Below are 25,598 nucleotides of genomic sequence, written 5' to 3'. Positions count from 1 at the left end.
GGGACGGCCGGCCGCACGGCCCGCCTGGAGGAGCTCATGCTCGCGATCAGCAGACGGAACCTGTTGCGCGGCGCCGCCGCGGCGGGCGCGCTCCCGCTCCTGGGCGCCGGTCGCGCCGAGGCCTTCGACGTCCCGCCCCACCGGTGGGTGGGCTCGGGCCCCTTCACCTACGTCCACGACCCGTCCACCTTCGCCGGGCCCCGCTACCTCAACGACCACACGCTCGTCAAAGCCCAGGACCGCTGGCACCTGTTCGGCATCGTCGGAATGAGCGCGCCGCGCGGCGAGGCACCGGACAGCGCGGCGGAGATCGCCTTCACCCACGCCTCCGCCCCGACGCCGTACGGGCCGTGGACCGCGCACGCCGACGCCCTCACCGTCGACCCCTCTTACGGCGAGGAGCACCTGTGGGCGCCGCACGTCGTCGAGGCGGGCGGCAGATACTGGATGTTCTACGCCGCAGGCGGCCGGGCCGGTGCCGCGATCAACCTCGCGACCTCCACCGACCTGTTCACCTGGACCCGTGAGCCGTCCGGCCCCCTGTTCCGGGGCATCGCCGCACGCGACCCGATGGTGGTGCGGGTCGGCGGCACGTGGGTCATGTACTACACCGAGCTCTCCGAACCGGGCGGCCACCACATCGTCGCCTACCGCCGCTCCGACGACCTGCTGCACTGGAGCGGGCCGGGGACCGCGTTCACCGACGCGAGCACCGACACGACCGTCTCGGTGACCGAATCGCCGTTCGTCGTCGAACGGGACGGCTGGTACTACCTGTTCATCGGTCCGCGGGGCGGCTACGAGGGCACGGACGTGCTGGCGTCCCGGGACCCGTTCCACTTCGACCTCGACGGGTACGCCGGGCACGTACCCGGTCACGCCGTCGAGGTGGTCGCCGACGGTGCGGACTGGTACGTGAGCGCGGCGGGCTGGTTCCGGCACGGGCTGTACGTGGCGCCCCTGCACTGGCGTGACACACCGGTGCCGTGGCAGAGCCCCGACAACCCGGTGGCCGGCCTCGACGCCTCAGGCCGGCTCACCGTGTTCGCGCTCGCCGCCGGGGACCGGTCGATGCTGCGCCGCGTCCAGTTCGACCCGAACACCGACACCTGGTCGGCGTGGGAGGTCTTCGGCGGCCCGGCCGGGGCGGTCCCCACGCTCGGCCGCAACACCAATGGCACGCTGGAGGTGTTCTCACTCGCCCCGGGTGGCGCCAACCTGCACCACCGAGTGCAGCGGCCGGACGGCGGCTGGCACGGCTGGGAGGAGTTCGGCGGGCCGGCCGGTGCCGCCCCCGCCGTCGCCCGTGACGCGAACGGCCGGCTGGAGGTCCTCGCGCCGAGCCCCGGCGGTGCCTCCGTCGCCCGCCGACGCCAGGGGGCGCCGGGATCGCTCGCCTGGGAACCCTGGGAGCCGGGATTCTTCGGAGCCGCGGGCGCGCCCCCTGTCCTCGCGGCCAATGCCGACGGCCGTTTGGAGGCGTTCGTCCTCTCGCCCGGCGGCGCCGGGATCCGCCACCGCTGGCAGGAGGCGCCGGGCGGCCCCTGGACCGCCGAATGGCATCCGTTCGGGACCGCGGCGGGCGCGGCGCCGAGGGCGGCACGGGACGGCAGCGGCCGGCTGACCGTCGCCGCGATCGGCCCGTCCGGCGTGGGGACGTTCCACCGGCGGCAGTCCGCGCCCAGCGGAGCCTGGGACGACTGGCTGCCGCTGTTCGGCTGGAGCGCCGCCGCCCCGGCTCTCGCCGTCAACGCCGACGGCCGCCTGGAGGCCTTCTCCCTGGCGCCCGGCGGGGCGTGGCTCGGTCACCGCTGGCAGGTCGCCCCGGGCGGCGGCTGGGCCTCCGCCGCGGAGTTCGGGGAATCCGGCATCCGCCTCGCCGCCACACCCGCGGCCGCGATCGACTCGACCGGGCGGATCCACGTCTTCGCCGTCACCGCCGAGGGCCGGATCCGCCGGCGTGTCCAGATCAGGCCGAGCGGCGGGTGGGGATCGTGGGCGACCTTCGGCGACCGTTCGGTCGCACCGGTCGTGTCGGGTCGTCCCGCCCTCTGAGCAGGGGCCGGATCCCGCCGCCCGGGTCGGGCGAACAGGGGCTGCGAACCCGCCGGAAGCCATGCCTCCCCGGCCTTACGCGGTGATCTTCCCCACCTTGCGCCGAGCCGCGGAGACGTGCGCGACCGGCGGGTCGACGTGCGCACGCCCGGTCTCCGACAGGGCGCTGACCGAAAGCGCTGGTCCGGCGCGGACAAGGAGGCCGCCGCGGGACTCGGGAGCCCCTGCCCGCCCGCGGCGGCCTCGGCCGAAATGACCCGATCCCGCCGGTTTCCCTCTTCTGACGGCTGCTATCGTTCCGCCCGTTCGGCACTCCAAGAGACGTGGGCATCGGGGGAAGCCGTGAGCGGTGTGGTCGTCCATCTTCCGTGCGGCGCCGACGGCGGTGAACCGGTGACGTTGCGGCTGGGCCCCGGCGAGGTCGCGCGGTTCGGGCGCGGTTCCCCCAGGACCCCGGTCGAGCTCCGCCTGGACGACGACGCGGTGTCCCGGCTCGCGGGCGAGATCCGGGTGACCGACGATCACTGGCAGCTGACGAATCACAGCACCAGTCACAGCTATCTGGTGGAGAACCCGGAGGGGGCGGGCGAGTACCTGAGGGTTCAGCCGCGCAGGGTCGGCGCCCCCATCCCCTTCGAGTTCTCGCGCGTGGTGCTGCCCACCCGCGGCCGGTCGCCCGTCGCCTTCCAGGTGTTCGCGCCCGACCACGTCTACCTGGACCCGGACTCCATGGGCGTGTCCTCGGGGAGCCGCACCGTCATGGCGTACTCCCTCGACGAGACGGCCACGTACTTCCTCGTCCTGGTCGCCATGTGCGAGCCGCGTCTGCGCGACCAGTCGCGGGTCGGGGTCCCCACCACGCCCCAGATCGCGGAGCGCCTCGACGGGCACACCGCCTCCGGCACCCTGACGGCGCGGGCGATCAGCTCCCACATCGACTACCTCGCCGAGCAGAAGCTGCGCATGGGCCCGCCGGACTCGCACGCCCCGGGCAAGGGCGACCGCCGCAACGGCAAGCGCGAGGAGATCGTCGGGCTCGCGCTTCGCTTCGGGCTCGTACGGGAGGAGCACCTCGCGCTCCTGCCGCCGCCGGCGCGGTGACACCACACCGCGCGGCCTCGCGATGCCGGTGAATGTCATATAGACAGTGCTGTGTTTTTGTTGATAAGACTGTGAAATGCCTGCCATTTCAGTTCAGGGTGCGGTTCCCGGGACGGGGGTCCCGGGTCTGGGCGGTGCCATGGAAGAGTCCGCGGACCTCCTGCCGGGCGGCTACCTCGCAGGGGAGTGGGTGGTCGGTGAACTGATCGGCGTCGGCGGCTGGTCCACGGTCTACGCCGCCCGGCCGTCCGGTCGCACCGCGGGACCGGACCGGCCACCCGAGGTCGCGCTCAAGGTCATGCCGACCGCCGGGCTCGCGCCCCGCCAGGCGAGCCGGATCGTGGAGTCCGCACACCGCGAGGTCGAGCTCGGACGCAGGACGGGGCATCCGCGCCTGATCGGGCTCATCGAGTCGTTCGTCCTCAGCGCACCGGACCGGCCTTCGCTGGACGGCGCGATCGTCCTGGTGATGGAACGGGCCGCGCTCACCCTGCGCGAACTCCTCGACTCCGGGGTGCCCGAGGCCGATCGCGGCAGGCTGATCGAGGGCATCTGCGAGGGACTCGCCCATCTCCACCGCTCGGGCTGGGTGCACGCCGACCTCAAGCCCGAGAACGTGCTCCTCGGCCGGGACGGTTCGGTCAAACTCTCGGACTTCGGTCTCGCCACCGAACTGACCGGCACGCACGGCTACGCGCAGCCCCTGGGCACCCTGGACTACCTGCCGCCCGAGCGCTGGACGGCCCCTCTCGGCGCACAGGGCGTGCAGGTCCGGCCGAGCAACGACATCTGGGCGCTGGGCATCATCATCCACGAGGTGTTCGCCTCCGGCGCCTCGCCCTTCGCCGGCGCCACGCCCATGGCGCGCGGCGCCGCCGTCCAGGAGTACGGCGAAGGCCGTGCCCCGCTGCGCATGGACCACGCCGTCCCGCCGTTCTGGCGCGACCTGGCCGCGGACTGCCTGGCCCCGACGCACGAGGCGCGTGCCGAGCACACGGCCGACAGCCTCCTCGATCGCATCGCCGCCGGGCGGGCGACGCGGAGCCGGAGGAGCACGTGGCCGCACGGCGGCCGGGCCCGTGCGGTCCTGCTCACCCTCGTCCTGTGCGCCACCACGGGCGCGGCGCTCTCGAGCGGCGCCCCCCGGAAGGACGCCTTGCCGCCCGTCGGCGCGCTCACCGTGTTCAACGCCGACCGAAGCTGCCAGGACCGGTCCGGCCGAGATCCGCAGTGCAGTCTGGGGCTGGCGATCGACCCGACGCGCCCGTACACCCCCGCCAACGTCGTCCCGACCCGGGTGTGGCACGGCGACGTCGTCACCGCCGAATGTCAACTGCCGGACGGCCTGCCCATCGTCGACGAGGACGGCCTGCGGTCCACCCGGTGGTTCCGGGTGCGGCTCCTGAGCGGCTCGGAGCCCTCCGCCGCCTGGCTCCCCGCCGTACGCACCAAGGACCGGCCCCCGCTTCCGAACTGCCCGGACCCCGCGGCCTCCTGACCCCGGGGATCTCGTTTCGGGTCGTTTGTGCTCTTAAGCGGGAAAAGCAAGTTCGGCGAAGGCCTCGAGCTGCTCCAGGTAGTGGGCGAGCGACTCGTGCTTCACAGTGAGGTTGATGCGGGTGCCGCCCGCGGCGGCGGCGGTCTCGAGGAGTTCGACGACCCGACCGGGGGCGTTCAGGGCGTCGACGCGGTGGCCGGGGGTGAAGACCACGTCGAAGTCCGGGGGGAGTTCCACGGAGTCGAGCATCTGGCGCATCTTCTCCGGCGACGGGCCGTGGAAGGACTGGGGGGCGGGGGCCCAGCCGTCGGCGAGGGTGGTCGCTCGGCGCAGGGCGCGCGTGCTGTGGCCGCCGACCCACAGAGGCACCTTGGCCTGGACGGCGTGCGGGTCGATCACCACGTCCTCGAACGAGTAGTACGGGCCGTCGTAGGAGGCGACGCGGGTGGACAGGCTGGCGCGCAGGGCGCGCAGGGCGTCGTCGGCGCGGGCTCCGCGGTCCTCGAAGGGCTTGCCCAGCATGTCGAACTCGGAGGACAGGCTGCCCACGCCCAGACCGAAGATCAGCCGGCCGCCGCTGAGGAAGTCGAGGGTTCCGTAGCGCTTGGCCAGCTCTAGCGGGTGGTACAGGGGCAGGACCAGCACGTACGGCAGGAAGCGCAGCCGTTCGGTCTTCCCCGCGAGGAACGAGAACGTCGCGAGCGGGTCGTAGAAGCGCTCGCGCTGGGGGACGCCCTGCGGCACGGCGACGTGGTCGGGGCAGGTCATGAAGTCGAACCCGAGCCGATCGGCGGCCTGGGCGACCTGCACCAGTTCGGGTACTCCGGCGTGCTCCTCCCACGCGGGGCGGTTGCCGGAGAGGGCGACGATGGGCGAGCTGATACCGACCTTCACGAGCCTGCCTTCCGAGAGGTGATGCGCTGCTGAAGCCGGATGAGGGGGTCATGGTCGTCATGCCGCCCCGAGGGTCCTTCGCCCTCCTTGGGCATGAAACGGCCGACCTCGGATCTGGTCCATTCACGGACCGCCCAGCGCTCGGAGACGGCCCACCGGCCGTCCCGATAGGTCATGTGGTCGACGAAGCGCACTCCGCTGGTGAAGTTGGCGCGGGCGCTGTCGGCCGGCTCACCCCAGTGGACGGAGGTGCCGTACGTCTCCGAGACCGCCTCGTCCCCGTGCAGTTCGACCAGGTGGTTGCCCAGGATGTGCATGGTCCCGCCGGTCCGTGCGCGGGCCCGGAGCTTGGGCTCCACCCAGGCGAGATAGTCGTCCACGGTCCCCGTGAAGCCGGTGTGGTGGTCGATCGCGTCGGGGTGGTACGCCGAGCGCACCAGATCGAAGTCGAGCCGGTCGATGCCCCGGCAGTACCGCAGGACGACCTCGTGGATCTGCCGACGATCCGACTCCTCCGAACGCCGCTGTGCCACGGTGCGCCCCTCCCGGCCTGTTGTCCTTCCGCGCAGGCTAGGGAGCCCCACCGGGTACGGACAGCGGAGTCCCATTGACCGGAAGCGACCGCAGATCTGCTTTTCGTTCTATAAATGGATATTCTTCAGCTCCGAGATAGGGTCATCCCGTGCGTAAGAAGGCGGGGCTTCTCGCGGGCTCCGTGGTCCTGGTGCTCGCCGTCGTGGGCACGGCTTCCGCGGTCTGGCCCCACGGGTCCGCGCCGGAGGTGGATCCGCGGCTGAGAGCGGAGCTGACCCCGCTGATCCGGCACCATCTCGAGACCCGCCACTACGAGCGCGGTCTGTGGGGAGACAGCTATCTCGGGCCCGGCAGCCGGACCCTCTGCGAGGTCCGCGTGATCCAGACCCGAGAGGAGGGCACCGCTCTCGCGGTCGGTATCCACGTCCTCTGCGAGGAGTTCATCGCACGGGACGCCACTCTGCTGCTGGGCAGCGGGTACGGGGGTGTCCTGCTCGTGGAACTGAACGGAGCGCAGGGCGGCCGTACGGTGACCCGGGTGGAGGAACCCCCGGAGCATCTCCCTTTTAATGAGATGTTCGACCGGGCGTTCACCAAGGGCGGAGTGGACGAGCTCGATCGAATCGCAAGGCGCGGCGTGGAGCGGGAGAGAAAGCGGCTCTATGACCGTGCCCGCCGCGTCCACGGCCTGCCGTCCGCCGCACCCGTACGCCGCGACTGAACGCGTTCCCCCCGGAGCCTCAACCGCATGGCGTCAGGCGGTCGGTCAGTTTGTCGGACATTTTTGCGAGGTCGGCCCGGCGGTGTGCCGGAATGACGTCGTCGACGGTTCTGTCGGCCGTCAGCAGGGCGTTGAAGAACACCGAAGCGCGGGCCACCTCCAGGGCCGCGTGGTCCACGGCGCCGAGTTTGTTGCGGACCAGCCAGTCCGAGACCTGGGCCCAGGAGAACGACTTCGCCCGTACCGGTGCGGGAAAACCGCCCGGTCCTCGCGTACCCGACACCCAATGGCGGACCGCGTGGACCGTCACCTTCGCCCTCGTGGCGATGGCCTCGACGGGTACGAGGTCGCCTCCGTCGACGCCGGTGACCGTCATGCCCGCGGTGCGGACGTCGGAGATCGCGGACAGGATCGCCTCGGCGACGTCTTGAGCCTCGCGGGAGAACATCACCATCCCGCCGCGTTCGTCGGCCTGGACGGTGGCATCGATGCCGTCACCGCGGTTCTCGACGATGGTCTCGGCCAGCCGGTCGACGTGCTCGTCGGTCACCGGTCCGGCGACCTCGAGGTCGAACCAGTACACGTTCACGTCTCGCTCTCCTTCACTTGCCGGCAGGGCATGAGGCGATGGCCCGGTAGATCTTCGCCGCCTCGTGCTCTGGTACTCGCGGCGTTCCGTACACGTTGAGTTGGGGACAGCAACCTCGGCCTCCCGGGCAGCGCAGCTTGCGGTACACGTGTGCGCTCCCTCCGGACGGCTGGTCGGGTTCTTGCCATCCGGCCATGATCGCAGCGCGGAGGGCGGCGATGATCTCCTTGGCAGGCATGTGGCAGATCTTAAGCCGCCTGTACTGATTATTAGTACAGAACACCGAGAGAAATGCAAGTGCGGCCGGAAACGGCGAAGGGCCCGGACGGGGTCCGGGCCCTTTCCGTGCAGCGGGTTACTGGAGGTCGATGCCGCGGATCTGCTTCTCGGCCTGGGTGACGATGCTCTCGATGAGCTCGGCGCACGTCGGCAGGGAGTCGATCAGGGCGACGACCTGGCCGGAGGCCATGACGCCGAGGTCGGGGCGGCCGTCGACCATGGCGGCCTTGAGCAGCATGGGGGTGTTGGCGGCCATGAGGACCTGGGACCAGGTGAGGTCCTTGCCGTGCTTCATCGCCAGACCGTCCTGGATCATGGTCTTCCAGGACTGGCCGGAGATCTTCTTGAAGCGGGCGGCGTTGCGGAGGGCGCGGACCGTGCGGGAGACGGAGTTGGTCGACTCCAGCTCGGTGACCAGCTCGCTCTGCAGGACGCGGTGGGGCATGCCGTCGACCTGGCGGGTGACCAGGGTGTCGGTCTTGCCCAGGTAGACCTGCTTGACGTCCTCGGGCACGGAGCTGTCGGCCGTCAGCAGGAAGCGGGTGCCCATGGCGACGCCCGCGGCGCCGTACATGAGGGCCGCGGCCAGGCCCCGGCCGTCGTAGAAGCCGCCCGCCGCGATGACGGGGATGTCCACGGCGTCGACGACCTGGGGGAGCAGGACGGTCGTGGCGACGGCGCCGGTGTGGCCGCCGCCCTCACCGCCCTGGACCAGGACGGCGTCCGCGCCCCACGCCGCGACCTTCTCGGCGTGGCGGCGGGCGCCGACCGAGGGGATCACGACCAGGCCCGCGTCCTTGAGCTTGGCGATGAGCTCCTGCTTGGGCGCCAGCGCGAACGACGCGACCTTGACGCCCTCGCGGATCATGAGGTCGATCCGGGCCTTGGCGTCCGTGGCGTCGGCGCGGAGGTTCACGCCGAAAGGAGCCTCGGTGCGCTCCTTGACCTCGTGGATGGCGGTTTCGAGCTGCTCCAGCGTCATCGTCGCCGAGGCCAGGATGCCCAGGCCGCCCGCGTTCGCGACGGCCGAGACGAGCTTGGGGCCGGCGACCCAGCCCATGCCCGTCTGGACGACGGGGTGGCGGACGCCGACCAGCTCGGTCAGCGCGGTGCGGATCATGAACGGACCTCGCGGTCCCGCAGGCCGCGCGGGTCCAGGACCTCGCGCAGGACCTTCAGCTCCTCCTCGGAGGGCGTGCGGGACTCGGGGACCTCGTCGGGGACGACCAGCTCGAAGCCGGTCTGCTCCACGACGGTCTCCACCGAGACGCCCGGGTGCAGGGAGCGCAGGCGCATCCGGCGGTCCTCGGTCTCGAAGTCCAGGACGCACAGGTCGGTGATGACGCGGCGGATCTCGTGGGCGCCGCGGTCCCAGCCGATGCCCGAGACCATGTCGACCTTCTCCGCGAACACCCGGGGGGAGTGCCTGGGGATCCAGTACGACGTCGGGTTGCAGCGGGTGTTGCCGGGCGCTCCCCGGGAGCCCAGGAGCTGGGACTTCGGCTGGTTCCAGTCGCCGACGCACGAGATGTTCGTGTTGCCGTGCGCGTCGATCTGGGAGGCGCCCATCATGACGTGGCGGCGGCCGTTGAGGACCAGCCACAGGTGGTCGCGGAACGGCATCCAGCCCTCGACGTCGCCGGCCGGAGCGCCGAGCGGGATCGGCTCGGCGGTCAGCAGCGGGCCGCCGTCGGTGGTGATCAGGTCCGGCTCGAACGTCGAGCGGGCCAGACGCGCGCCCAGGACGGAGCAGGTGCCCATGGCGGCGGCGAGGATCTCGCCGTCGCCGCGCCAGGCGTCGGCGCAGGCGGTCACGCAGATCTCGGCTCGGGTCACGGTCACTTTCCGGCCTCCTCGACGTAGGACTTCTGGCGGGCCTCGTCGCGGGGGTAGTCCGGGAGGCATTCGGTGAATCCGGCGCCGCCGGGCACTTCCACGACCCCGGCGGTGTGCATGCGGCTGATCAGCAGCGTGGAGGGGTGGCCCTCGAACCGCTCGACGAGCTGCTCGCAGGAGACGTACGCGCGGGTCGCGGCCTTGGCGAACAGGTCGTCCATGTACGGGTCCATGCCCAGGTACTGGCCGTTGCCGCGGGCGTCGGCGCGGTTCATGTGCACGAACGCGACGTCGAGCTTCAGCGCCGGGACGGCCACGAGCTCCTCGTCGCCGTACGGGTCGGTGATCGTCTTGAGCTGGGGCGCGTACTTGAGCACGTCCGAGCCGATGCCCACGGGGGTGGGCAGGAAGGGCAGGCGGTGCGCGGCCGCGTACAGGCCGAACATGAACATGCCCTCGTCGTACTCGGTGAACTCGATGGCGCCGGTCTGCCGCGCCTTGCGGAAGTGCGGCTCCAGCGCGATCGAGTCGAGCGTGACGAACGGGGCGATGACGCGCTTGACCTTCCCGGCCGCGCACAGCATGCCGACGTCCGGGCCGCCGTAGGAAACGACGGTCAGGTCGGTCACGTCGGTCTTGCACAGCGCCTCGACGAGGGCCATCGGCTTGCGCCGCGACCCCCAGCCGCCGATGCCGAGCGTCATGCCGCTCTCGACGCTGCCGACGATCTCCTCAACTGAGACGAGCTTGCTCATTTGCCCCCCACGAAGGCGTCGCGGTGCCGGTCGCCGGCACCCTGGAGATTGAGTTCGAAGGTGAAGCCCTGCTCGAAGCGGTAGGAGCGGTTGACGTCGACGGGGTCGATGCCGTTCAGGCACTCCTTGGCGCGGCGGATCACGAACGGGTCCATGACGGCGATCTGCCCGGCGACCTCGAGGGCCTTGTCGCGCAGCTCCTCGCGCGGGACGACGGCGTGCACCGAGCCGAAGGCGTGGAGCTGGGCGGCCGTGGCGGTCTGCGTCGTGTAGACCATGGCGCGCATGAGGTGCTGGGGGACGAGCCGGGCCAGGTGGGTGGCCGCGCCGAGCGCTCCCTGCTTGACCTCGGGGAGGCCGAAGGTGGCGTCGTCGGAGGCGACGATGACGTCGGCGTTGCCGACGAGGCCGATGCCGCCGCCCAGGCAGAAGCCGTGGACCGCGACGACGACCGGGACCTCGCACTCGTAGACGGCCTTGAAGGCGGCGTAGCAGCCCCGGTTGGCGCCCAGCAGGGCGTCGAAGCCCTCGGTGCGCTGCATCTCCTTGATGTCGACGCCGGCGTTGAAGCCGCGACCCTCGGAACGCAACACGACCACGCGGACCTCGGGGTCACGTCCCGCCGCGGTGACGGCGTCGGCCAGGTCGAACCAGCCCTGCACGGTCAGGGCGTTGACGGGCGGGGCCGTGATGGTGATCTCGGCGATCCCGTCCGGGCCCTTCGTGGTGGTGAGGATTCCCATAAGCTACCTTCGTTCAATCTAACATTTGTTAGAACGTAGCAGGAGGGCCCCGCGGCCGTCACGCCGGAGTCTCACTGGATGGAGCTGTCATGATCTGCAAGGACCGAGTGGTCATCGTCACCGGAGCGGGCCGCGGCCTGGGCCGGGCCCACGCGCTGGAGTTCGCCCGCCAGGGCGCCAAGGTCGTCGTCAACGACCTCGGGGTGAGCCGGGACGGCGCCGGGGAGCAGACCGAGGGCCCCGCCGCCGAGGTCGTCGCCGAGATCAGGGCGCTGGGCGGCGAGGCCGTGGCCAGCCCGCACGACATCGCCACCGACGACGGCGCCAAGGCCCTGATCCAGCTCGCCGTCGACACCTTCGGGCGGCTGGACGTCCTGGTCAACAACGCGGGCTTCCTGCGCGACCGGATGCTCATCAACCTCGGCGAGGACGAGTGGGACGCCGTCATGCGCGTGCACCTCAAGGGCCACTTCCTGCCCCTGAAGTACGCCGGGCAGCACTGGCGGGCCGAGTCCAAGGCGGGCCGTCAGCCCGACGCGCGGATCATCAACACCTCCTCGGGCGCGGGCCTGCTGGGCAGCGTCGGCCAGGGCAACTACTCCGCCGCCAAGGCCGGCATCGTCGGCCTGACCCTCGTCGCCTCGGCCGAACTCGGCCGCTACGGCGTGACGGTCAACGCGATCGCCCCGGCCGCCCGCACCCGCATGACCGAGGAGGTCTTCGCCGCGACGATGGCCGCCCCCGGCGAGGGCGAGTTCGACGCGATGGCGCCGGAGAACGTCTCTCCGACCGTCGTGTGGCTCGGCTCGCCGCTGTCCGCGGACGTCACCGGCCGGGTCTTCGAACTCGAAGGCGGCAAGATCGTGATCATGGAGGGCTTCCGGCACGGCGCGTCCGTGGACAAGGGCGAGCGCTGGGACCCGGCCGACGTCGACCCCGTCGTGCGGGACCTTCTGGCCAAATCCGCCACTCCCGAGCCTGTTTACGGAGCATAAGTCGATTCACTCCCATCTAGTGGGATAGCAGACGGCGGCGGCCGCTCGCCGGTACGTACCGTCTTGGGCATGCTGACCCAGGACGACCGGCGAGCCGCCGCCGAACGGCTCTACAACGCCGAGCTGGAGCGGGCCCCCATCGCCCCCTTGACCGAGCTCTTCCCCGGCATCGACGCCGTCGACGCCTACGAGATCCAGCTCATCAACATCAAGCGCAAGCTCGACGCGGGCGCCACCGTCCACGGACACAAGGTCGGCCTCTCGTCCGAGGCCATGCAGCAGATGATGGGCGTCGACGAGCCCGACTACGGCCACCTGCTCGGCGACATGGAGCTGCGCCAGGACGTCCCCGTCGAGATCTCCCGGTTCTGCTACCCCCGGGTGGAGGTCGAGGTCGGCTTCGTGCTCGGCAAGGACCTGCCCGGCGAGGACTGCACCGTCGAGGACGTCCTGGACGCCACCGAACGGGTCGTGCCGTCCCTGGAGCTGATCGACAGCCGGATCAGGGACTGGAAGATCGGGCTCGCCGACACGATCGCCGACAACGCCTCGTCCGCCGGATACGTCATCGGCGAGGGCGTCTCCCCGGCGGGCCTCGACCTGAAGACCATCGACGCGACGCTCACCCGCGACGGCGAGTTCGTCGTCTCCGGCCGCTCCGACGCCGTCCTCGGAAACCCCGTCACCGCCGTCGCCTGGCTCGCGCGCAAGGTCGCCTCCTTCGGCGTCCGCCTGCACGCCGGGCACGTCATCCTGCCCGGCTCCTGCACCCGGGCGATCGACGTCGCCGCGGGCCAGACCTTCACCGCCGAGTTCACCGGCCTCGGCTCCGTCTCTCTCACCTTCCAGTAAGGGGTGATCATGGCAACCGCCGCCATCGTCGGTCCCGGCAACATCGGCACCGACCTTCTGTACAAGCTGCTGCGCAGCGAACACATCGAACCCCGCTACATGATCGGCGTCGACCCCGAGTCGCCCGGCCTCAAGCGCGCCGCCGACCTGGGCCTGGAGGTCAGCCACGAGGGCGTCGACTGGCTGCTGTCCCGCGACGAGCTGCCCGACCTGGTCTTCGACGCCACCAGCGCCTACGTGCACCGCGCCGACGCGCCCCGCTACAAGGCGGCCGGCATCCGCGCGATCGACCTGACGCCCGCCGCCGTCGGCCCGGCCGTCATCCCGCCCGCCAACCTCCTCGAGCACATCGGCGAGGACAACGTCAGCCTCATCACGTGCGGCGGCCAGGCGACCATCCCCATGGTCTACGCGGTCTCCCGCATCGTCCCCGTCGAGTACGCCGAGATCGTCGCCTCCGTGGCGTCGGAGTCGGCGGGCCCCGGCACCCGCGCCAACATCGACGAGTTCACCAAGACGACCGCGCGCGGCGTCGAGACGATCGGCGGCGCCCGCAAGGGCAAGGCCATCATCATCCTCAACCCGGCCGACCCGCCGCCGCTGATGCGCGACACGGTGTTCTGCGCGATCCCCGCCGACGCCGACCGCGACAAGATCACCGAGTCGGTGCTGGACATCGTCTCCGCCGTGCAGGAGTACGTGCCCGGCTACCGGCTGCGCGCCGAGCCGCAGTACGACGACCCGACGCCGATCAGCGGCGGCCTCGCCCGCGTCGCGATCTTCCTGGAGGTCGAGGGCGCCGGCGACTTCCTGCCGCCCTACTCCGGCAACCTCGACATCATGACCGCCGCCGCCACGAAGGTCGGCGAAGAGTTCGCCAAGCAGATCGCGGGAGCCTGACGATGCCCTACAACGACGAATGGGACATCCGGATCACGGACTCGTCCCTGCGCGACGGTTCCCACCACAAGCGCCACCAGTTCACCGTCGACGAGGTCGTCTCGATCGTCGAGGCCCTTGACGACGCGGGCGTCCCCGTCATCGAGGTGACCCACGGCGACGGCCTCGGCGGCTCGTCCTTCAACTACGGCTTCTCCAAGACGCCCGAGCAGGAGCTGATCAAGGCCGCGGCGAAGACCGCCAAGCGCTCCAAGATCGCCTTCCTGATGCTGCCGGGCGTCGGCGTGAAGGACGACATCCGCGAGTCGGCCGACAACGGCGGCTCCATCTGCCGCATCGCCACGCACTGCACCGAGGCGGACGTCTCCATCCAGCACTTCGGCCTCGCCCGCGACCTGGGCCTGGAGACCGTCGGCTTCCTCATGATGTCGCACACCCAGCCGCCGGAGGCGCTGGCCAAGCAGGCCCGCATCATGGCCGACGCGGGCTGCCAGTGCGTCTACGTCGTCGACTCGGCCGGCGCCCTCATCCTGGAGCAGACCTCCGACCGCATCGCGGCCCTGGTGGCGGAGCTCGGGAACGACGCCCAGGTCGGCTTCCACGGCCACGAGAACCTGGGCCTCGGCGTCGCCAACAGCATCGCCGCCGTCCGCGCGGGTGCCCTCCAGATCGACGGCTCCGTCCGCCGCTTCGGCGCGGGCGCCGGCAACACCGCAGTCGAGGCGTTCGCCGCCGTCTGCGACAAGCTCGACATCAAGACCGGCATCGACGTCATGAAGATCGTCGACGCTGCCGAGGACGTCGTCCGCCCCACCATGCCGTCGGAGTGCAACCTCGGCCGCATGGAGATCATGATGGGCTACGCCGGCGTCTACTCCAGCTTCCTCAAGCACGCCGGAGCCCAGGCCGAGCGCTACGGCGTGTCGGGTGCGGAGATCCTCCTGCGCGCCGGCCAGCGCAAGCTCATCGGCGGCCAGGAGGACCAGCTCATCGACATCGCCCTCGAACTGGCGGCCGAGAAGAAGTCCTGACCTTCCTCCCTCCCCGCGACGGGCGGCTCCTTCCTTTCTCCGGGAGCCGCCCGTTGGGGAGGGACGGGGCGTTCACCGCAGGAACGGGAACTTCCGGACGAGGCCGAGCCTGCTCCACCAGGCGCCGAGGCCCAGGGTGTCGCCGGCGTGGACCAGCGCCAGGCCGACGAGGACGAGCGCGTAGACGAGGTGGTCGTCCATGAAGATGTTGTTCTCCGGGGGCAGGGCGGCGCCCCACATCATGACCAGCATCAGCGCGCCGGCTCCGGCCGCCACCCGCATGGCGATGCCGAGGATCAGCGCCGCGCCGATGCCGAGCAACCCCAGCATGAAGAGCCAGTCGATGACCGCGTGGCCCGCGAGCCCGTTGTAGAAACCCTGGAGCGGACCCCTGGCCGCCTTGCTGAGGAAGCCCTCGGTGGGGTGCCCTCCCTCGAGCCACGCCCCCGCCGCGGGAGTCTCGTGGCCGAGGCCGAATGTCTTGTCGAGGAACGCCCAGAGGAAGACCCAGCCGATCGAGATCCTGGTCAGCGCCCAGACGATGCGTGCGGCGGGGAAGTCGGTGAGAGGCCCGGAACGGGCGGCGGACGGGCTGGGGGGACTGTCGTTACGGGACGAGCTCAAGGTCATTCCTACTCCCATACGGCGTTATGTCACCATGACGATCCACTTTCCGCAGTCGAAGCGCTGCGGACGGAGGTCACCATGCTCTAGGGGCGTAGGTCTTCAGGGTTCTCCCTGCGGTACGTCTGGATAGCACTTTCCCGACATTCGGGACGGTTGTGGACTTTGTGGAATGGCCGAAGGCTCCTGCACGTCAGCCGTCAGGTCCGGCTTGGTCGGGATCGGCCCGACATGCTTGATCGCCGCGGCCTCGGTGACGACAGGGCGCCGGGCGATCGCGCCGCCGGAAACCCGCGCCCCCATCTGCGACTTGATTTGTACTTTCTGTCACATCCCAGGCGGCAGCTCGAGGGCGCGGAGGTCAAGGGGCCCGACCGCCGAACCGGAGGCAGACCCTGCTCTACCTCCGGATTCCACCGGACCGGACCGGCGGAGAGACGCGGCGGGCCCGGGCGGTCGGAAGGCCTTTCGGGAGCGGCCCAGGATGCTTGGCCGGTTAGGGCGCTAGTGATGCCGATTGGGGCGGTTGAGTCAGGGGATGAACGGGCTTGTGGATATTGAGGGGGATTTGCGGCTTAAGGCGTTGAGGGCCGGGCACCTGCTGCTCGTGGTGGTGCTGGTCTCCATCGCGGTCTGGGGACTCTGGCAGGTGCGGACCGTGGCGATCCCCGTGCTGCTCGCGGTGTTCATCGCCTCCGTGACGGTGCCGCCCGCGAACGGGCTGACGCGACGCGGGGTGCCCCCGGCGCTGGCGACCACCCTGGTGTGGCTCGGGGTGCTCGCGGGGGGAGCCCTCCTGGTGGTGCTGCTCGTCCCGGTCACCGCGGCCGGGCTCGACGACCTGACCCTCAACGTCGACCGGTTCTCCGAGGACCTCCAGTCGGCGGCCGCCGGGTTCGGGGTGGACGAGGCCCGCTTCGACGAGCTCACCGAGCAGGCCGGGCAGTGGCTGTCCGACCGGTCGGGCGACATCGCCGGAAGCGCGCTCACCGGCGTCATCATGACCGGGGAGATCCTCGTCGGGGCGGTGCTCGCGCTCGTCCTGGCGATCTACTTCACCCACGGCGGCTCGCGGCTGGCGGCCTGGTTCGCCGAGCTGGCGCCCGCGCGGTCCCGGAAGCGGCTCCGCTCGGACGCCTCCGCCGTCTTCGAGGTCCTCGGCAGGTACATGCGCGGCGTGGCGCTGGTGGGCTTCGCGGACGGGTTCTTCATCGGCCTCGGCCTGTGGCTGCTCGGCGTCCCCCTGGCTATCCCGCTGGCCGTCCTGACGTGGATCGGGGCCTTCCTGCCCATCGTGGGGGCGTTCCTCGCCGGCCTGCTGGCCGCGATCGTCGCGTTCGTCGCCAAGGGCTGGTTCGCCGCGCTGCTCGTCATCGCGCTCACCATCGTCGTCCAGCAGGTCGAGGAACACGTGCTCGCCCCGCAGGTCTACGGCCGCGCCCTGGACCTGCCGAGCTCCGTCATCCTCATCGTCATCGCCCTGGGCACCGTCCTCGCGGGCGTCGCGGGCGCCTTCCTGGCGGCCCCGCTGGCCTCCGCGGCGGTGGCCCTCCTGCGACGGCGGAGGCAGGGCGCCGATCCCTCACCGGACGGCGGTCCCGATCCTGCACCGGACACCGCCGACCCCGCGCCCGATCCTTCCCGGGACACCGTCGAGGACGATCCCGAACAGGCGGCCTCCGCGGCCGGGAAAAAGGAGTAGCGCGCCGCGGAAGAATGCGAGACTCGCGGTGAATGAACCTGAGAGGGGCCAGCCTTGACCATCCGCCTGGACCACATCGTCCTGTGGGTCTCGGACCCGATTCGCTCCACGCGTTTCTACGAGGAGGTCCTCGGGCTCGAGCCCCTGCGGCTGGAAGAGTTCCGCGCCGGCGGCGTGCCGTTCCCCAGCGTCCGCGTCTCCGGCGAGACCATCATCGACCTGATGCCGGCGACGATGGCGGAGGCGCTGAGCTCCGCTCCCGGCACGGAGGGAAGCGCCGGGCATCCCGTGAACCACCTCTGCCTGTCCTTCTCCCGCGACGGCTACGAGGCCCTCCAGGCCCGGCTCGAAGAACGCGGCATCGCCATCCCGGTGACGATGAAGGACTCCTTCGGCGCCCGGGGCCACGCTCCCGAGACGTTCTACTTCGCGGACCCCGACGGCAACGTCATCGAGGCCCGCTACTACGACTGACCGGAGCGCCGGGTTCAGCGGACGACGCGCAGCCGGTGGTACATCGGGCTCGAGGAGGCGGTCGGGACGCGCTCGAGCCTGACGAGGCTCCCGCCCGGATGGTCGAAGACGCGGACGCCGTCGCCGAGCAGCACGGGGGCGAGGAACATGAGGATCTCGTCGAGGATCCCGGCCTCGAGGCACTGCCGGGCGACGTTCGCGCCGAGGACGCCGACGTGCTTGTCACCCGCGGCGGCCTTGGCCGCGGCGACGCCGGCGTGCAGGTCGTTCACGAAGGTGACGCCCGGCACCGGGGTGCTCGGCGAGTGGTGGGTGAGGACGAACTGGGTGCCGTGCCATCCTCCGCCGTACGCCTCGCCCTCCTCGGGGTTCTCCGCGTAGGGGTCGTCGCCGCGGAAGGTGCGGTTGCCGACCAGGAGGGCGCCGGTGGACTCCCTGGTCTCGGCGACCTCCTTGTCGGCCGCCGGCAGCCCCTGCACCCAGGACATGTCACCGCCGGGTCCGGCCATGAAGCCGTCCAGGGACATCGTGAACTGCCACTGCAATATCGCCATGGGTTGCCTCCGTGGTCTCTGCTCGTTCTGTCCCCCGTTGAGACGGGGGTTCGCGCGGAAACTCATCGGTGCTCCGGCGGAATTTCCAGAGGAAACCCGAACAGGGGGAACAGGGCGGGGTCGTGGAAGGCGGTGAGGTCGACGATGAGCCCGTCCTCGATCCCCAGGAGGCCGATCCCGACGGCCCTGTGGACGGTCTCACCGGGGCTCCGGATGTAGGCCGCGGCGGCCGGGCGCCCGTTGGCCCGGGTCGGCACCATCCGGAACCGGCCCACGTAGGACGGCGAGGCGGGATCCCAGCTCATGGCCAGCGCCGCCATGAGCGCATCGCGTCCCTGGAACCACATCGGGTAGGGCGGCATCGTGGCCCTGACCTCGTCGGCCAGGAGTTCGGCCATCGCGGCGAGGTCGGCCCGTTCGACCGCGTCCATGTACCGGCGCAGCACCGCCCGCTCCCGCTCGGTGGGCTCCCGGGCCGTCCACTCCCAGCGATCGGCGGGGAGGTGCTCGCGCAACGTCGTCCGGGCCCGCTGCAGGGCGCTGTTGGCCGAGGCGACGCTGCCGTCGAGCAGCGCCGCGGTCTCCCGGGCGGGCCACCCGAGCACGTCGCGCAGAATGAGCACCGCCCGCTGCCTGGGCGGCAGGCACTGGATCGCGGCCAGGAAGGCCAGTTCGATCGTCTCCCTGGCCACCGCCGCGGATTCCGGCTGCGCCTCGGCCTGCTCGTAAAGACTGTCCGGGAACGGCTGCAGCCAGCTGAATTCGGTGTGGACGGACCGCGCCTCATCCGGCCACGACGGCGCCTCCACCTGGTGCGGGAGCACCCGCCGCGCCCGCCCGTCCAAGGAGTCCAGACACGCGTTCGTGGCGATCCGGTACAGCCAGGCACGCAGCGTGGAGCGCCCCTCGAAGCCGTGGAGGTTCTTCCAGGCGCGCAGGAACGTCTCCTGCACCAGATCCTCCGCCTCCTCGAGCGAACCCAGCATCCGGTAGCAGTGCACCCGCAACTCCGCCCGATACCGCCCGGCCAGCCGCGCGAACGCCTCCCCGTCGCCCGCCCGCGCGCCCGCCAGGTCCTCCTCGCCGCCCTGCGCGCCCAAGACGCCCTCCATCCCGTATCGCCGAGAACGCTACGGCAGGGGAACGACAGAAGGACCTGCCGGATGCGGTGGTGAGCTGGTCGCCGGTCGGCTTCTCCGATTTCCCGATCTCGATTTCGGGGCTGTAGCCGGAGAACGGTGGGATTGCCGCCGTCCCGGTCTGGCACGTTCGGTCGCGGAAGCCGGGATCACCAAACCGGAACGGTCTTTTGTCCGCTTTAAGCGGGCAGGGGAGGTCGTTAGGGTGGCGAATATGGGGAAAGCGACGAAGAGTGCGTTCGGGGTGCTGTTCTCCCTCGTCCTGGTCTATCTTTCCGTCGCCTATGCGCTGCCGGACGTCAAGCCGACCCTGGACGCGGTTCGGGGAAAGGGGGACCCGGGCGTCTTCCGAGTCGAGTCGCAGCGCCGCGACGCCGAGACGGGTGCCTGCGTCTGGAAGGGGACTTTCACTTCCCGGGACGGGCGGGTCCGGCACGGTGTCTCCTACACCGGGGAGACCTCCTGCGGTTCTGTGGAGGGAGAGCGGTTCCCCGCGCGGGACACCGGGGCGCGCGACGCGGTCTTCGGCGGGGAGAAGACGAGCGCCGGCGAACTGATCAGCCCTGTGGTGTTCTCCCTGCCCGTGCTGCTCGCACTGCTCGTTCCGCTCGCCATGCTCGCTCTGTCCCTCCTGTTCCTCCTCACGTCCCTGGTCCTATGGGCGGTGTCGCGGCTGCGAGGCCGCCGAGGGGACAGGGAAGACATCCCCATACAGGGGAGGAGCATCCGGGAACTCCAGGATGACCCGCGTCTGACCGCGGCCCAGCAGGAGATGCTCCGGCCGCGCCCCCGGGTGGCCGAACCGCCACCCGGCTGGACCCCGGGACCTCCCCTCGGGCCGTCGCGCGAGGATCCGGACCGCTGAAGCGGGCCGAGGACAGCCCTCCCTGCCCGCGGAGTACGCGGGCCGCCGCTTCCGGGTTGAAGTCAGAGGAAATCTGGCTAAAATCTTAGTTGAGTCGAAGCGACTCAGGTTTCTATAGCGGAGACCCTCAAGTCGGGGTCGTGAGGACAAGGAGGATGATCATGAGTGCTGTGTCGGTGTGGCGCTGGGACCCGTTCACCGAGTTCGACGGCCTGGTCCGGCAGGCGTTCGCCCCCTACCGGGCCGAGGGACGCGAGCGCGGCTTCGTGCCGGCGGCCGAGGTGCTCCGCGAGGACGAGGACGCCGTCGTGAGCGTCGAGCTGCCCGGCGTGGACGTCGAGAAGGACGTCACCGTCGAGGTCAAGGCCGGGCGCCTGGTCGTGCGCGGGGAGCGCCGCGACGAGCGCGTCGGCGAGCGCGGCCGCCGCGAGCTGCGCTACGGGGCGTTCGAGCGCGCGTTCGTCCTGCCCGAGCACCTGGGTCCCGAATCGGTCAGCGCCACTTACGACGCGGGCATGCTGAACATCCGGATCGCCGGCGCCTTCGCCGACAGCGAGCCGCACCGCATCGCCATCAGCACCGGCGGCGGCCGTCCCGCCGTCGAGGGCAAGGCCGAGTAAGGCGACCGGAGTCTGATCCGCGCCCCGTCACAGGAGGCCCGTCCGAAAGGACGGGCCTTTCCCATGCGGCCCGACGGGGAGTCGGCTTCCCGCTCACGCGGCGCCTGTACTCCGCGCCGCGGCGGTGCGGTCCCTGCCGTTCCCGGCCGCAGGGCGGTGCAGGTTTTGAAGATCGCTTGAGCTGGCCGTGCGGACGACCTGGGGATAAGGGGTGGGCCGGGCTCTTCCAGTGGGTGATTCATGGGGTGACCGGAGGTTTGAGGTGGATTTCTTGATTTCCGGTCACTTGCCACGGGGGTAGGAATTGTCGTCTTTCCTGTACGGGCTGGGGCGGTGGGCGGCCCGTCGGTGGACGCTGGTGCTGGCTCTGTGGCTGGCGGTGCTCGCGCTGGCCGGCGGGGCCGCGCTGGTGCTGCAGAAGGGCCTGGACGACACGTTCACGATCCCCGGGTCGCAGTCGCAGGCCGCGCTGACCCAGCTGAACCACGTCTTCCCCGAGCTGGCGGGGACCTCGGCGCAGATGGTGCTGGTGATGCCGGACGGCTCCAGGGTCCGCACCCCGCGGGTGGAGGGCGCCGTCGCCGGAACGGTGCGCAGGATCCGCACGGTGGACCAGGTCGCGGGCGTGTCGAGCCCGTTCGGCGGGATCGCCCGCGACGCCGTCTCACCGGACGGGCGAGCCGCGATCATCACGGTGTCGCTGACGGTCCAGCAGGCGGACGTCGCCCCGCGGACGAAGAGCGAGCTGACGGCCATCGGGAACGACCTCGCCGTCCGGATCGGCGGCGGAGCGCGCGTCTACACGGGCGGGGACGCCTACACCGACAACGTCCCCGGGATCAGCGCGACCGAGGGGATCGGGCTGCTGATCGCGCTCGCGGTGCTCTTCGTGGTGTTCCGGTCGCTGCTCGCCGCGGTGCTGCCGGTGCTCTCCGCCGTGTTCGGGGTGGGGGTCTCGGCCTGCCTCATCCTGGCGGCGACGAGGTTCACCCCGATCTCCTCGACCGCCCCGATGCTCGCGGTGATGATCGGGCTCGCGGTCGGGATCGACTACGCGCTGTTCATCCTCTCCCGGCACCGCGACCAGCTCGCCCAGGGGCTGGAGGCCAGGGAGTCGATCGCGAGGGCGATGGCGACGGCGGGCTCGGCGGTCGTCTTCGCCGGGACGACGGTCGTCCTGGCGCTGCTGGGGCTGTCGGTCGCCGGCATCCCCTTCCTCACGACGATGGGCCTGGCCGCCGCGGTGGGCGTGGTGATCGCGGTCTCGGTCGCCACCACCCTGCTCCCGGCGCTGCTCTCCGCGGCCGGGGACCGGCTGCGGCCCCGCCGGAAGGCGGCCGCGCACCAGCACAAGACGTCGTTCAGCCGCCGCTGGGTCCGCCTGGCCACGAAAGTGCCGTGGGCGACCACCGCGCTCATCGTCATCGGGCTGGGGCTGTGCATTCTGCCCGCCCGAAGCCTGCAACTGGCGCTGCCCGACAACGGAAGCCAGCAACCGGGCAGCCCGGCGCGCACCACGTACGAGGTGGTCTCCGAGTACTTCGGACCCGGGTACAACTCCCCGCTGCTGCTGACCGCGCAGGTCCTGAACAGCGACGACCCGGTCGGCGTGACCGACCGGCTCGCCGACGACGTCCGGCGGGTCCCGGGAGTGGCGGCCGTCCCGCTGGCCACCCCCGACCCCAAGGGGATCGTCTCGGTCATCGAGGTGATCCCCGAGCAGGGCGGCGACTCGGAGTCGACGAAGGACCTGGTGCTGCGCCTGCGCGCGGACAACGCCCGGTTCGAGCGGGAGTACGGGACGGAGACGGCCGTCACCGGCATCACCGCCGTCGGGGTCGACGTGTCGGACAAGCTCGGCGCGGCCCTGGTCCCGTTCGGGGCGCTGGTCGTCGGGGTCTCGCTGGTCCTGCTCGCCATGGTCTTCCGGTCGGTCGCCGTCCCGGTCAAGGCGGCGCTGGGCTACCTGCTGTCGGTGGTGACGGCGTTCGGGGCCGTGGCGTTCGTGTTCCAGCTCGGCCACCTCACCGGGCTGCTGAAGGTGACGCACACGGGCAGCGTCATCAGCTTCCTGCCGATCATCCTGATGGGCGTCCTGTTCGGGCTGGCCATGGACTACGAGGTCTTCCTCGTCTCCCGGATCCGCGAGGACTACGTGCGCACCGGCGACGCGAAGGGCGCCATCGAGGCGGGGTTCGTGTCGGCCTCGACCGTGGTCACGGCCGCCGCGCTGATCATGACCGGGGTGTTCACCTCGTTCATCCCCGAGGGCAGCGCGACGATCAAGCCGATCGCGTTCGGGCTGGCCGTCGGCGTGCTCACCGACGCCTTCCTGGTCCGCATGACGCTGGTGCCCGCCGTGCTGAAGCTGCTCGGCGACCGCGCCTGGTGGCTGCCCGAGTGGCTGGACCGGCGGCTCCCGCACTTCGACGCCGAGGGCGCGGGCCTGGAGCGGGAGCTGCGCCTGGCGGACTGGCCGGAGCCGGGATCCGCCGAGCTGGTGAGCGCCCAGGGGCTGACCGCCCGCGACGACCGGGGCGCGCCCGTCTTCACCGACGTGCGGGTCCACCTGCGGCCCGGCCAGGTGCTCGTCGTCTCGGGAGAGGGCGCGTGCGGCAAGTCGGCTCTGCTGCACACCCTCGCCGGACGGGTGAAGTCCTTCGAGGGGGACCTCAAGACGTGCGGGCACCTGCTGCCGCAGCACGCCGGGGCCGTCCGCCGCGAGGTGGCGCTGGTCCGCTGCCGCGAGTCCGTTGATCCCGGCGGGGAGCTCGGCGCGGCGCTGCGGGACGGGGCGCGGCTGGTCGTCGTGGACGACCTCGACCTGGTCACCGGGCCGCGTCGGCGGGCCCGCCTCGCCGAGCTGCTCGCCGGGGCGACCGCCGTCGTCTCCTGCCAGGACGCCGCCTCGGTCGAAGAGCTGCTGCCGTCGAGCGGCACGGGCGTCCTGGTGCTCGCCGAGACCGCGGAGAAGGACGGCCGTGCCTGACGGGGAGGCCCGCCGGCCGTCCGCCCTGCGGACCTGGATCGGCCTGCTGGTACTCACGCTCCTGGTGGCGGGCACGCTGACCTGGACGTTCTGGAATCCCGCCGTCAGCCATGGGACGGCCAAGGCCGCGATCGTCGACCTGGACCGGCCGGTGACGTTCGAGGGGAGGACGATCCCGCTCGGCCGGGAACTGGCCGACAAGCTCGTCAACGGGACCGACCGGCGCTACGCGTGGGAGGTCACCGACACCTCGGACGCCGAGGACGGGCTGCGGTCGGGCCGGTACGCGGCCGTCGTCACGGTGCCCGGGGACTTCTCCGAGAAGGCCACCTCCTTCATCACGCGGAGCGCGAGCGACGCGACCCAGGCCGTGCTCTCCGTCCGGACGTCGGCCAACGCCCGGCCCGCCGACCCCGAGCTGAGCCACGCCGTGGTGCGGAACGCGCTGGCCTCGCTGAACACGACCGTGGTCGAGACCTACCTGGACGGCATCTACGTCTCCTTCACCGAGATGCACGAGAAGCTGGGGGAGGCCGCCGACGATGCGGCGAAACTGGCCAAGGGCAGCAAGCAGCTCAAGAACGGGGCGAAGCGCCTCGATTCCGGCGCGACGCGGCTGGCACGGGGCGCCGAGACCCTCGAGGACGGGGCCGGGCGGCTCAACGAGGGCGCCGACTCCCTCGCGACGGGCCTGGGCTCCCTCGCCGCGGGAGCCGGGCGGCTCGAAGCGGGCACGGAGCGGCTCGACGAGGGCGCGCAGGCCCTGGCCGCCGGAGCGGGCCGGCTGGCGGCGGGAAGCTCCCGGCTGGCCGCCGGAGTCGGCGCCGTCGACAGGAACCTGTCCAGAGCGGAGGGGCGGGTGGCCGCACTGCCGGGACTGCTGGAGAGGCTGGCCGCCGGAGCGCGCGGGGCGGTCCGAGGCGACGCCGCCGCGGCCGAGCGGATGATCCCGGTCGCGAACCGGGTGCTGCGGAACGTCGACAGGCTGCCCACCCAGCGGCGGATCTCCGGCGACCTCCGCCGGCTCGCCACCCGCTGCGCCCCCCGGGAGGGAGAGTTCTGCCGCTCGCTGAAGGGCCTTTCGCACCGGCTCGCCGCCACGGCGAAGACCGCCGCCCGGTTCAAGGGAAAGGTCCGCTTCAAGACGGTCAAACTCAAGAAGAGGCTGAAGGCCCTGAACCAGACGGGAGGAAGAGCCGCCGCCGACGTCGAGGAGCTCACCGCCTCCCCGCTGGATCTGGCGCGGGGGCTCGAACAGGCCGCGGCGGGCGCCAGGCGGCTCGACGCCGGACTGGCTCGGCTCCGTTCCAGCACCGGCACCCTGGCCCGGGGCGCGAACCGGTTGGAGTCGGGGACGGACACCCTGTCCACGGACGTCTCCCGGCTCTCGTCCGGCGCGGGGAGGATCGCCGCCGGGTCCCAGCGGGCGCTCGCCGGTTCACGGCGGCTCGCGTCCGGCGCGAACTCCCTCCAGAACGGCGCGGGCACCCTCGCCGAGGGGTCCCGTGAACTGGCCGCCGGAACCGGCGCCCTCGCCAAGGGCGCAGGGCGGCTCGAAACGGGGACGCGCGAGCTCTCCAAAGGCCTGGCCGAGGCCCGGGACCAGGTCCCGTCCTACACGGAGGCCGAACGGAACCACCTCAAGACCGTCGCCGCCACCCCGATGACGAGCCGGTGGACGGGCAAGGTCGGCTTCGGCAGAGCCGCGACGGCCCTCTTCCTGGTACTGGCGTTGTGGACGGGCGCGCTCGGCGCCTCCCTGCTCCTGCGCGCGCTGCCGCCCGGCCTGCTCTCCTCGCGCTCGCCCACCCGGCGCCTCCTCTACCGGACCCTGGTCCCCGCCGCCCC

At 71.4% G+C, this 25,598-nt stretch carries 24 protein-coding genes and 1 pseudogene; 14 read left to right on the top strand and 11 right to left on the bottom strand.

Annotated elements, in window-relative coordinates; genetic code table 11:
- The first annotated feature begins 36 nt into the window (after positions 1–36).
- The 3 genes from ABD327_RS17320 (at position 37) to ABD327_RS17310 (ending at position 4,654) form a co-directional block, all read left to right on the top strand.
- Positions 37–2,055: a DUF8189 domain-containing protein gene (locus ABD327_RS17320; protein ID WP_344451438.1), complete on the top strand. Its 2,019-nt coding sequence runs from the start codon at positions 37–39 to the stop codon at positions 2,053–2,055.
- 342 nt (positions 2,056–2,397) lie between these two features.
- Positions 2,398–3,156 carry an FHA domain-containing protein gene (locus ABD327_RS17315; protein WP_344451437.1) on the top strand — a complete coding sequence of 253 codons (759 nt, stop codon included), beginning with the start codon at positions 2,398–2,400 and terminating at the stop codon, positions 3,154–3,156.
- A gap of 139 nt (positions 3,157–3,295) precedes the next feature.
- Positions 3,296–4,654 (top strand): serine/threonine-protein kinase, encoded by a 1,359-nt coding sequence (locus ABD327_RS17310; protein ID WP_344451436.1) that lies wholly within the window; start codon positions 3,296–3,298, stop codon positions 4,652–4,654.
- A 33-nt stretch (positions 4,655–4,687) separates the two neighbouring features.
- On the opposite strand, the gene ABD327_RS17305 is transcribed toward ABD327_RS17310, so the two are convergent.
- Together ABD327_RS17305 and ABD327_RS17300 are read right to left on the bottom strand one after the other, a co-directional pair.
- A complete protein-coding gene (locus tag ABD327_RS17305) occupies positions 4,688–5,548 on the bottom strand; it encodes an LLM class F420-dependent oxidoreductase (protein WP_344451435.1) in 861 nt (286 codons plus the stop codon).
- Complete coding sequence (locus tag ABD327_RS17300) at positions 5,545–6,081, bottom strand: nuclear transport factor 2 family protein (protein WP_344451434.1); 537 nt, start codon at positions 6,079–6,081, stop codon at positions 5,545–5,547. The genes ABD327_RS17305 and ABD327_RS17300 overlap by 4 nt, the downstream gene beginning before the upstream one ends.
- Before the next feature lie 149 nt (positions 6,082–6,230).
- Here ABD327_RS17300 and ABD327_RS17295 point away from each other — a divergent pair, with 149 nt between their 5' ends.
- Positions 6,231–6,803, top strand: coding sequence for a hypothetical protein (locus ABD327_RS17295; RefSeq protein ID WP_344451433.1), 573 nt, complete (start codon positions 6,231–6,233; stop codon positions 6,801–6,803).
- 19 nt (positions 6,804–6,822) lie between these two features.
- Here ABD327_RS17295 and ABD327_RS17290 read toward each other — a convergent pair whose 3' ends face one another.
- From ABD327_RS17290 to ABD327_RS17265, 6 genes are all read right to left on the bottom strand, one after another.
- Positions 6,823–7,392, bottom strand: a complete 570-nt coding sequence (locus tag ABD327_RS17290; RefSeq protein ID WP_344451432.1) for a hypothetical protein — start codon at positions 7,390–7,392, stop codon at positions 6,823–6,825.
- 13 nt (positions 7,393–7,405) lie between these two features.
- On the bottom strand, positions 7,406–7,630 hold the full coding sequence (locus ABD327_RS17285) for a hypothetical protein (RefSeq protein ID WP_344451431.1): 225 nt from the start codon (positions 7,628–7,630) through the stop codon (positions 7,406–7,408).
- A gap of 117 nt (positions 7,631–7,747) precedes the next feature.
- Entirely contained in the window at positions 7,748–8,791 is a 1,044-nt protein-coding gene (locus tag ABD327_RS17280) for an NAD(P)H-dependent flavin oxidoreductase (RefSeq protein WP_344451430.1), read from the bottom strand.
- Positions 8,788–9,513, bottom strand: coding sequence for a CoA-transferase subunit beta (locus ABD327_RS17275; RefSeq protein ID WP_344451429.1), 726 nt, complete (start codon positions 9,511–9,513; stop codon positions 8,788–8,790). The genes ABD327_RS17280 and ABD327_RS17275 overlap by 4 nt, the downstream gene beginning before the upstream one ends.
- A complete protein-coding gene (locus ABD327_RS17270) occupies positions 9,510–10,262 on the bottom strand; it encodes a CoA transferase subunit A (RefSeq protein WP_344451428.1) in 753 nt (250 codons plus the stop codon). Before ABD327_RS17270 ends, ABD327_RS17275 begins: the two co-directional genes overlap by 4 nt.
- Positions 10,259–11,005: an enoyl-CoA hydratase family protein gene (locus ABD327_RS17265; RefSeq protein ID WP_344451427.1), complete on the bottom strand. Its 747-nt coding sequence runs from the start codon at positions 11,003–11,005 to the stop codon at positions 10,259–10,261. The genes ABD327_RS17270 and ABD327_RS17265 overlap by 4 nt, the downstream gene beginning before the upstream one ends.
- Before the next feature lie 89 nt (positions 11,006–11,094).
- Between ABD327_RS17265 and ABD327_RS17260 the strand changes: the two genes are divergently transcribed.
- From ABD327_RS17260 to dmpG, 4 genes are all read left to right on the top strand, one after another.
- Complete coding sequence (locus tag ABD327_RS17260; RefSeq protein ID WP_344451426.1) at positions 11,095–12,000, top strand: SDR family oxidoreductase; 906 nt, start codon at positions 11,095–11,097, stop codon at positions 11,998–12,000.
- A 69-nt stretch (positions 12,001–12,069) separates the two neighbouring features.
- Complete coding sequence (locus tag ABD327_RS17255; protein ID WP_344451425.1) at positions 12,070–12,852, top strand: 2-keto-4-pentenoate hydratase; 783 nt, start codon at positions 12,070–12,072, stop codon at positions 12,850–12,852.
- A 9-nt stretch (positions 12,853–12,861) separates the two neighbouring features.
- On the top strand, positions 12,862–13,752 hold the full coding sequence (locus ABD327_RS17250; RefSeq protein WP_344451424.1) for an acetaldehyde dehydrogenase (acetylating): 891 nt from the start codon (positions 12,862–12,864) through the stop codon (positions 13,750–13,752).
- Positions 13,753–13,754: 2 nt separating this feature from the next.
- Positions 13,755–14,783 carry a 4-hydroxy-2-oxovalerate aldolase gene (gene dmpG / locus ABD327_RS17245; RefSeq protein WP_344451423.1) on the top strand — a complete coding sequence of 343 codons (1,029 nt, stop codon included), beginning with the start codon at positions 13,755–13,757 and terminating at the stop codon, positions 14,781–14,783.
- Positions 14,784–14,855: 72 nt separating this feature from the next.
- Here the strand turns inward: dmpG and ABD327_RS17240 are convergent, their stop codons facing one another.
- Positions 14,856–15,413 (bottom strand): hypothetical protein, encoded by a 558-nt coding sequence (locus ABD327_RS17240; protein WP_425547133.1) that lies wholly within the window; start codon positions 15,411–15,413, stop codon positions 14,856–14,858.
- Between the two features lie 562 nt (positions 15,414–15,975).
- On the opposite strand from ABD327_RS17240, the gene ABD327_RS17235 reads away from it, so the two are divergent.
- Both ABD327_RS17235 and ABD327_RS17230 read left to right on the top strand, forming a co-directional pair.
- A complete protein-coding gene (locus ABD327_RS17235) occupies positions 15,976–17,109 on the top strand; it encodes an AI-2E family transporter (protein ID WP_344451422.1) in 1,134 nt (377 codons plus the stop codon).
- 54 nt (positions 17,110–17,163) lie between these two features.
- Entirely contained in the window at positions 17,164–17,583 is a 420-nt protein-coding gene (locus ABD327_RS17230; protein WP_344451421.1) for a VOC family protein, read from the top strand.
- A gap of 14 nt (positions 17,584–17,597) precedes the next feature.
- Here ABD327_RS17230 and ABD327_RS17225 read toward each other — a convergent pair whose 3' ends face one another.
- Together ABD327_RS17225 and ABD327_RS17220 are read right to left on the bottom strand one after the other, a co-directional pair.
- Complete coding sequence (locus tag ABD327_RS17225; RefSeq protein ID WP_344451420.1) at positions 17,598–18,137, bottom strand: dihydrofolate reductase family protein; 540 nt, start codon at positions 18,135–18,137, stop codon at positions 17,598–17,600.
- A gap of 62 nt (positions 18,138–18,199) precedes the next feature.
- On the bottom strand, positions 18,200–19,237 hold the full coding sequence (locus ABD327_RS17220) for a sigma-70 family RNA polymerase sigma factor (RefSeq protein WP_344451419.1): 1,038 nt from the start codon (positions 19,235–19,237) through the stop codon (positions 18,200–18,202).
- Positions 19,238–19,490: 253 nt separating this feature from the next.
- Between ABD327_RS17220 and ABD327_RS17215 the strand changes: the two genes are divergently transcribed.
- From ABD327_RS17215 to ABD327_RS37475, 4 genes and pseudogenes are all read left to right on the top strand, one after another.
- Positions 19,491–20,141 (top strand): hypothetical protein, encoded by a 651-nt coding sequence (locus ABD327_RS17215; protein WP_344451418.1) that lies wholly within the window; start codon positions 19,491–19,493, stop codon positions 20,139–20,141.
- A 161-nt stretch (positions 20,142–20,302) separates the two neighbouring features.
- Positions 20,303–20,761 (top strand): Hsp20/alpha crystallin family protein, encoded by a 459-nt coding sequence (locus ABD327_RS17210; protein WP_344451417.1) that lies wholly within the window; start codon positions 20,303–20,305, stop codon positions 20,759–20,761.
- A 304-nt stretch (positions 20,762–21,065) separates the two neighbouring features.
- Positions 21,066–23,750 carry an MMPL family transporter gene (locus ABD327_RS17205; protein ID WP_344451416.1) on the top strand — a complete coding sequence of 895 codons (2,685 nt, stop codon included), beginning with the start codon at positions 21,066–21,068 and terminating at the stop codon, positions 23,748–23,750.
- Positions 23,751–24,261: 511 nt separating this feature from the next.
- Positions 24,262–25,598: pseudogene (locus ABD327_RS37475) on the top strand (hypothetical protein); the annotation flags it as partial.

Source organism: Actinocorallia aurantiaca, from assembly GCF_039533685.1.
Classification (GTDB): domain Bacteria; phylum Actinomycetota; class Actinomycetes; order Streptosporangiales; family Streptosporangiaceae; genus Actinocorallia; species Actinocorallia aurantiaca.
This window is presented reverse-complemented; position numbering and strand designations above follow the sequence as displayed.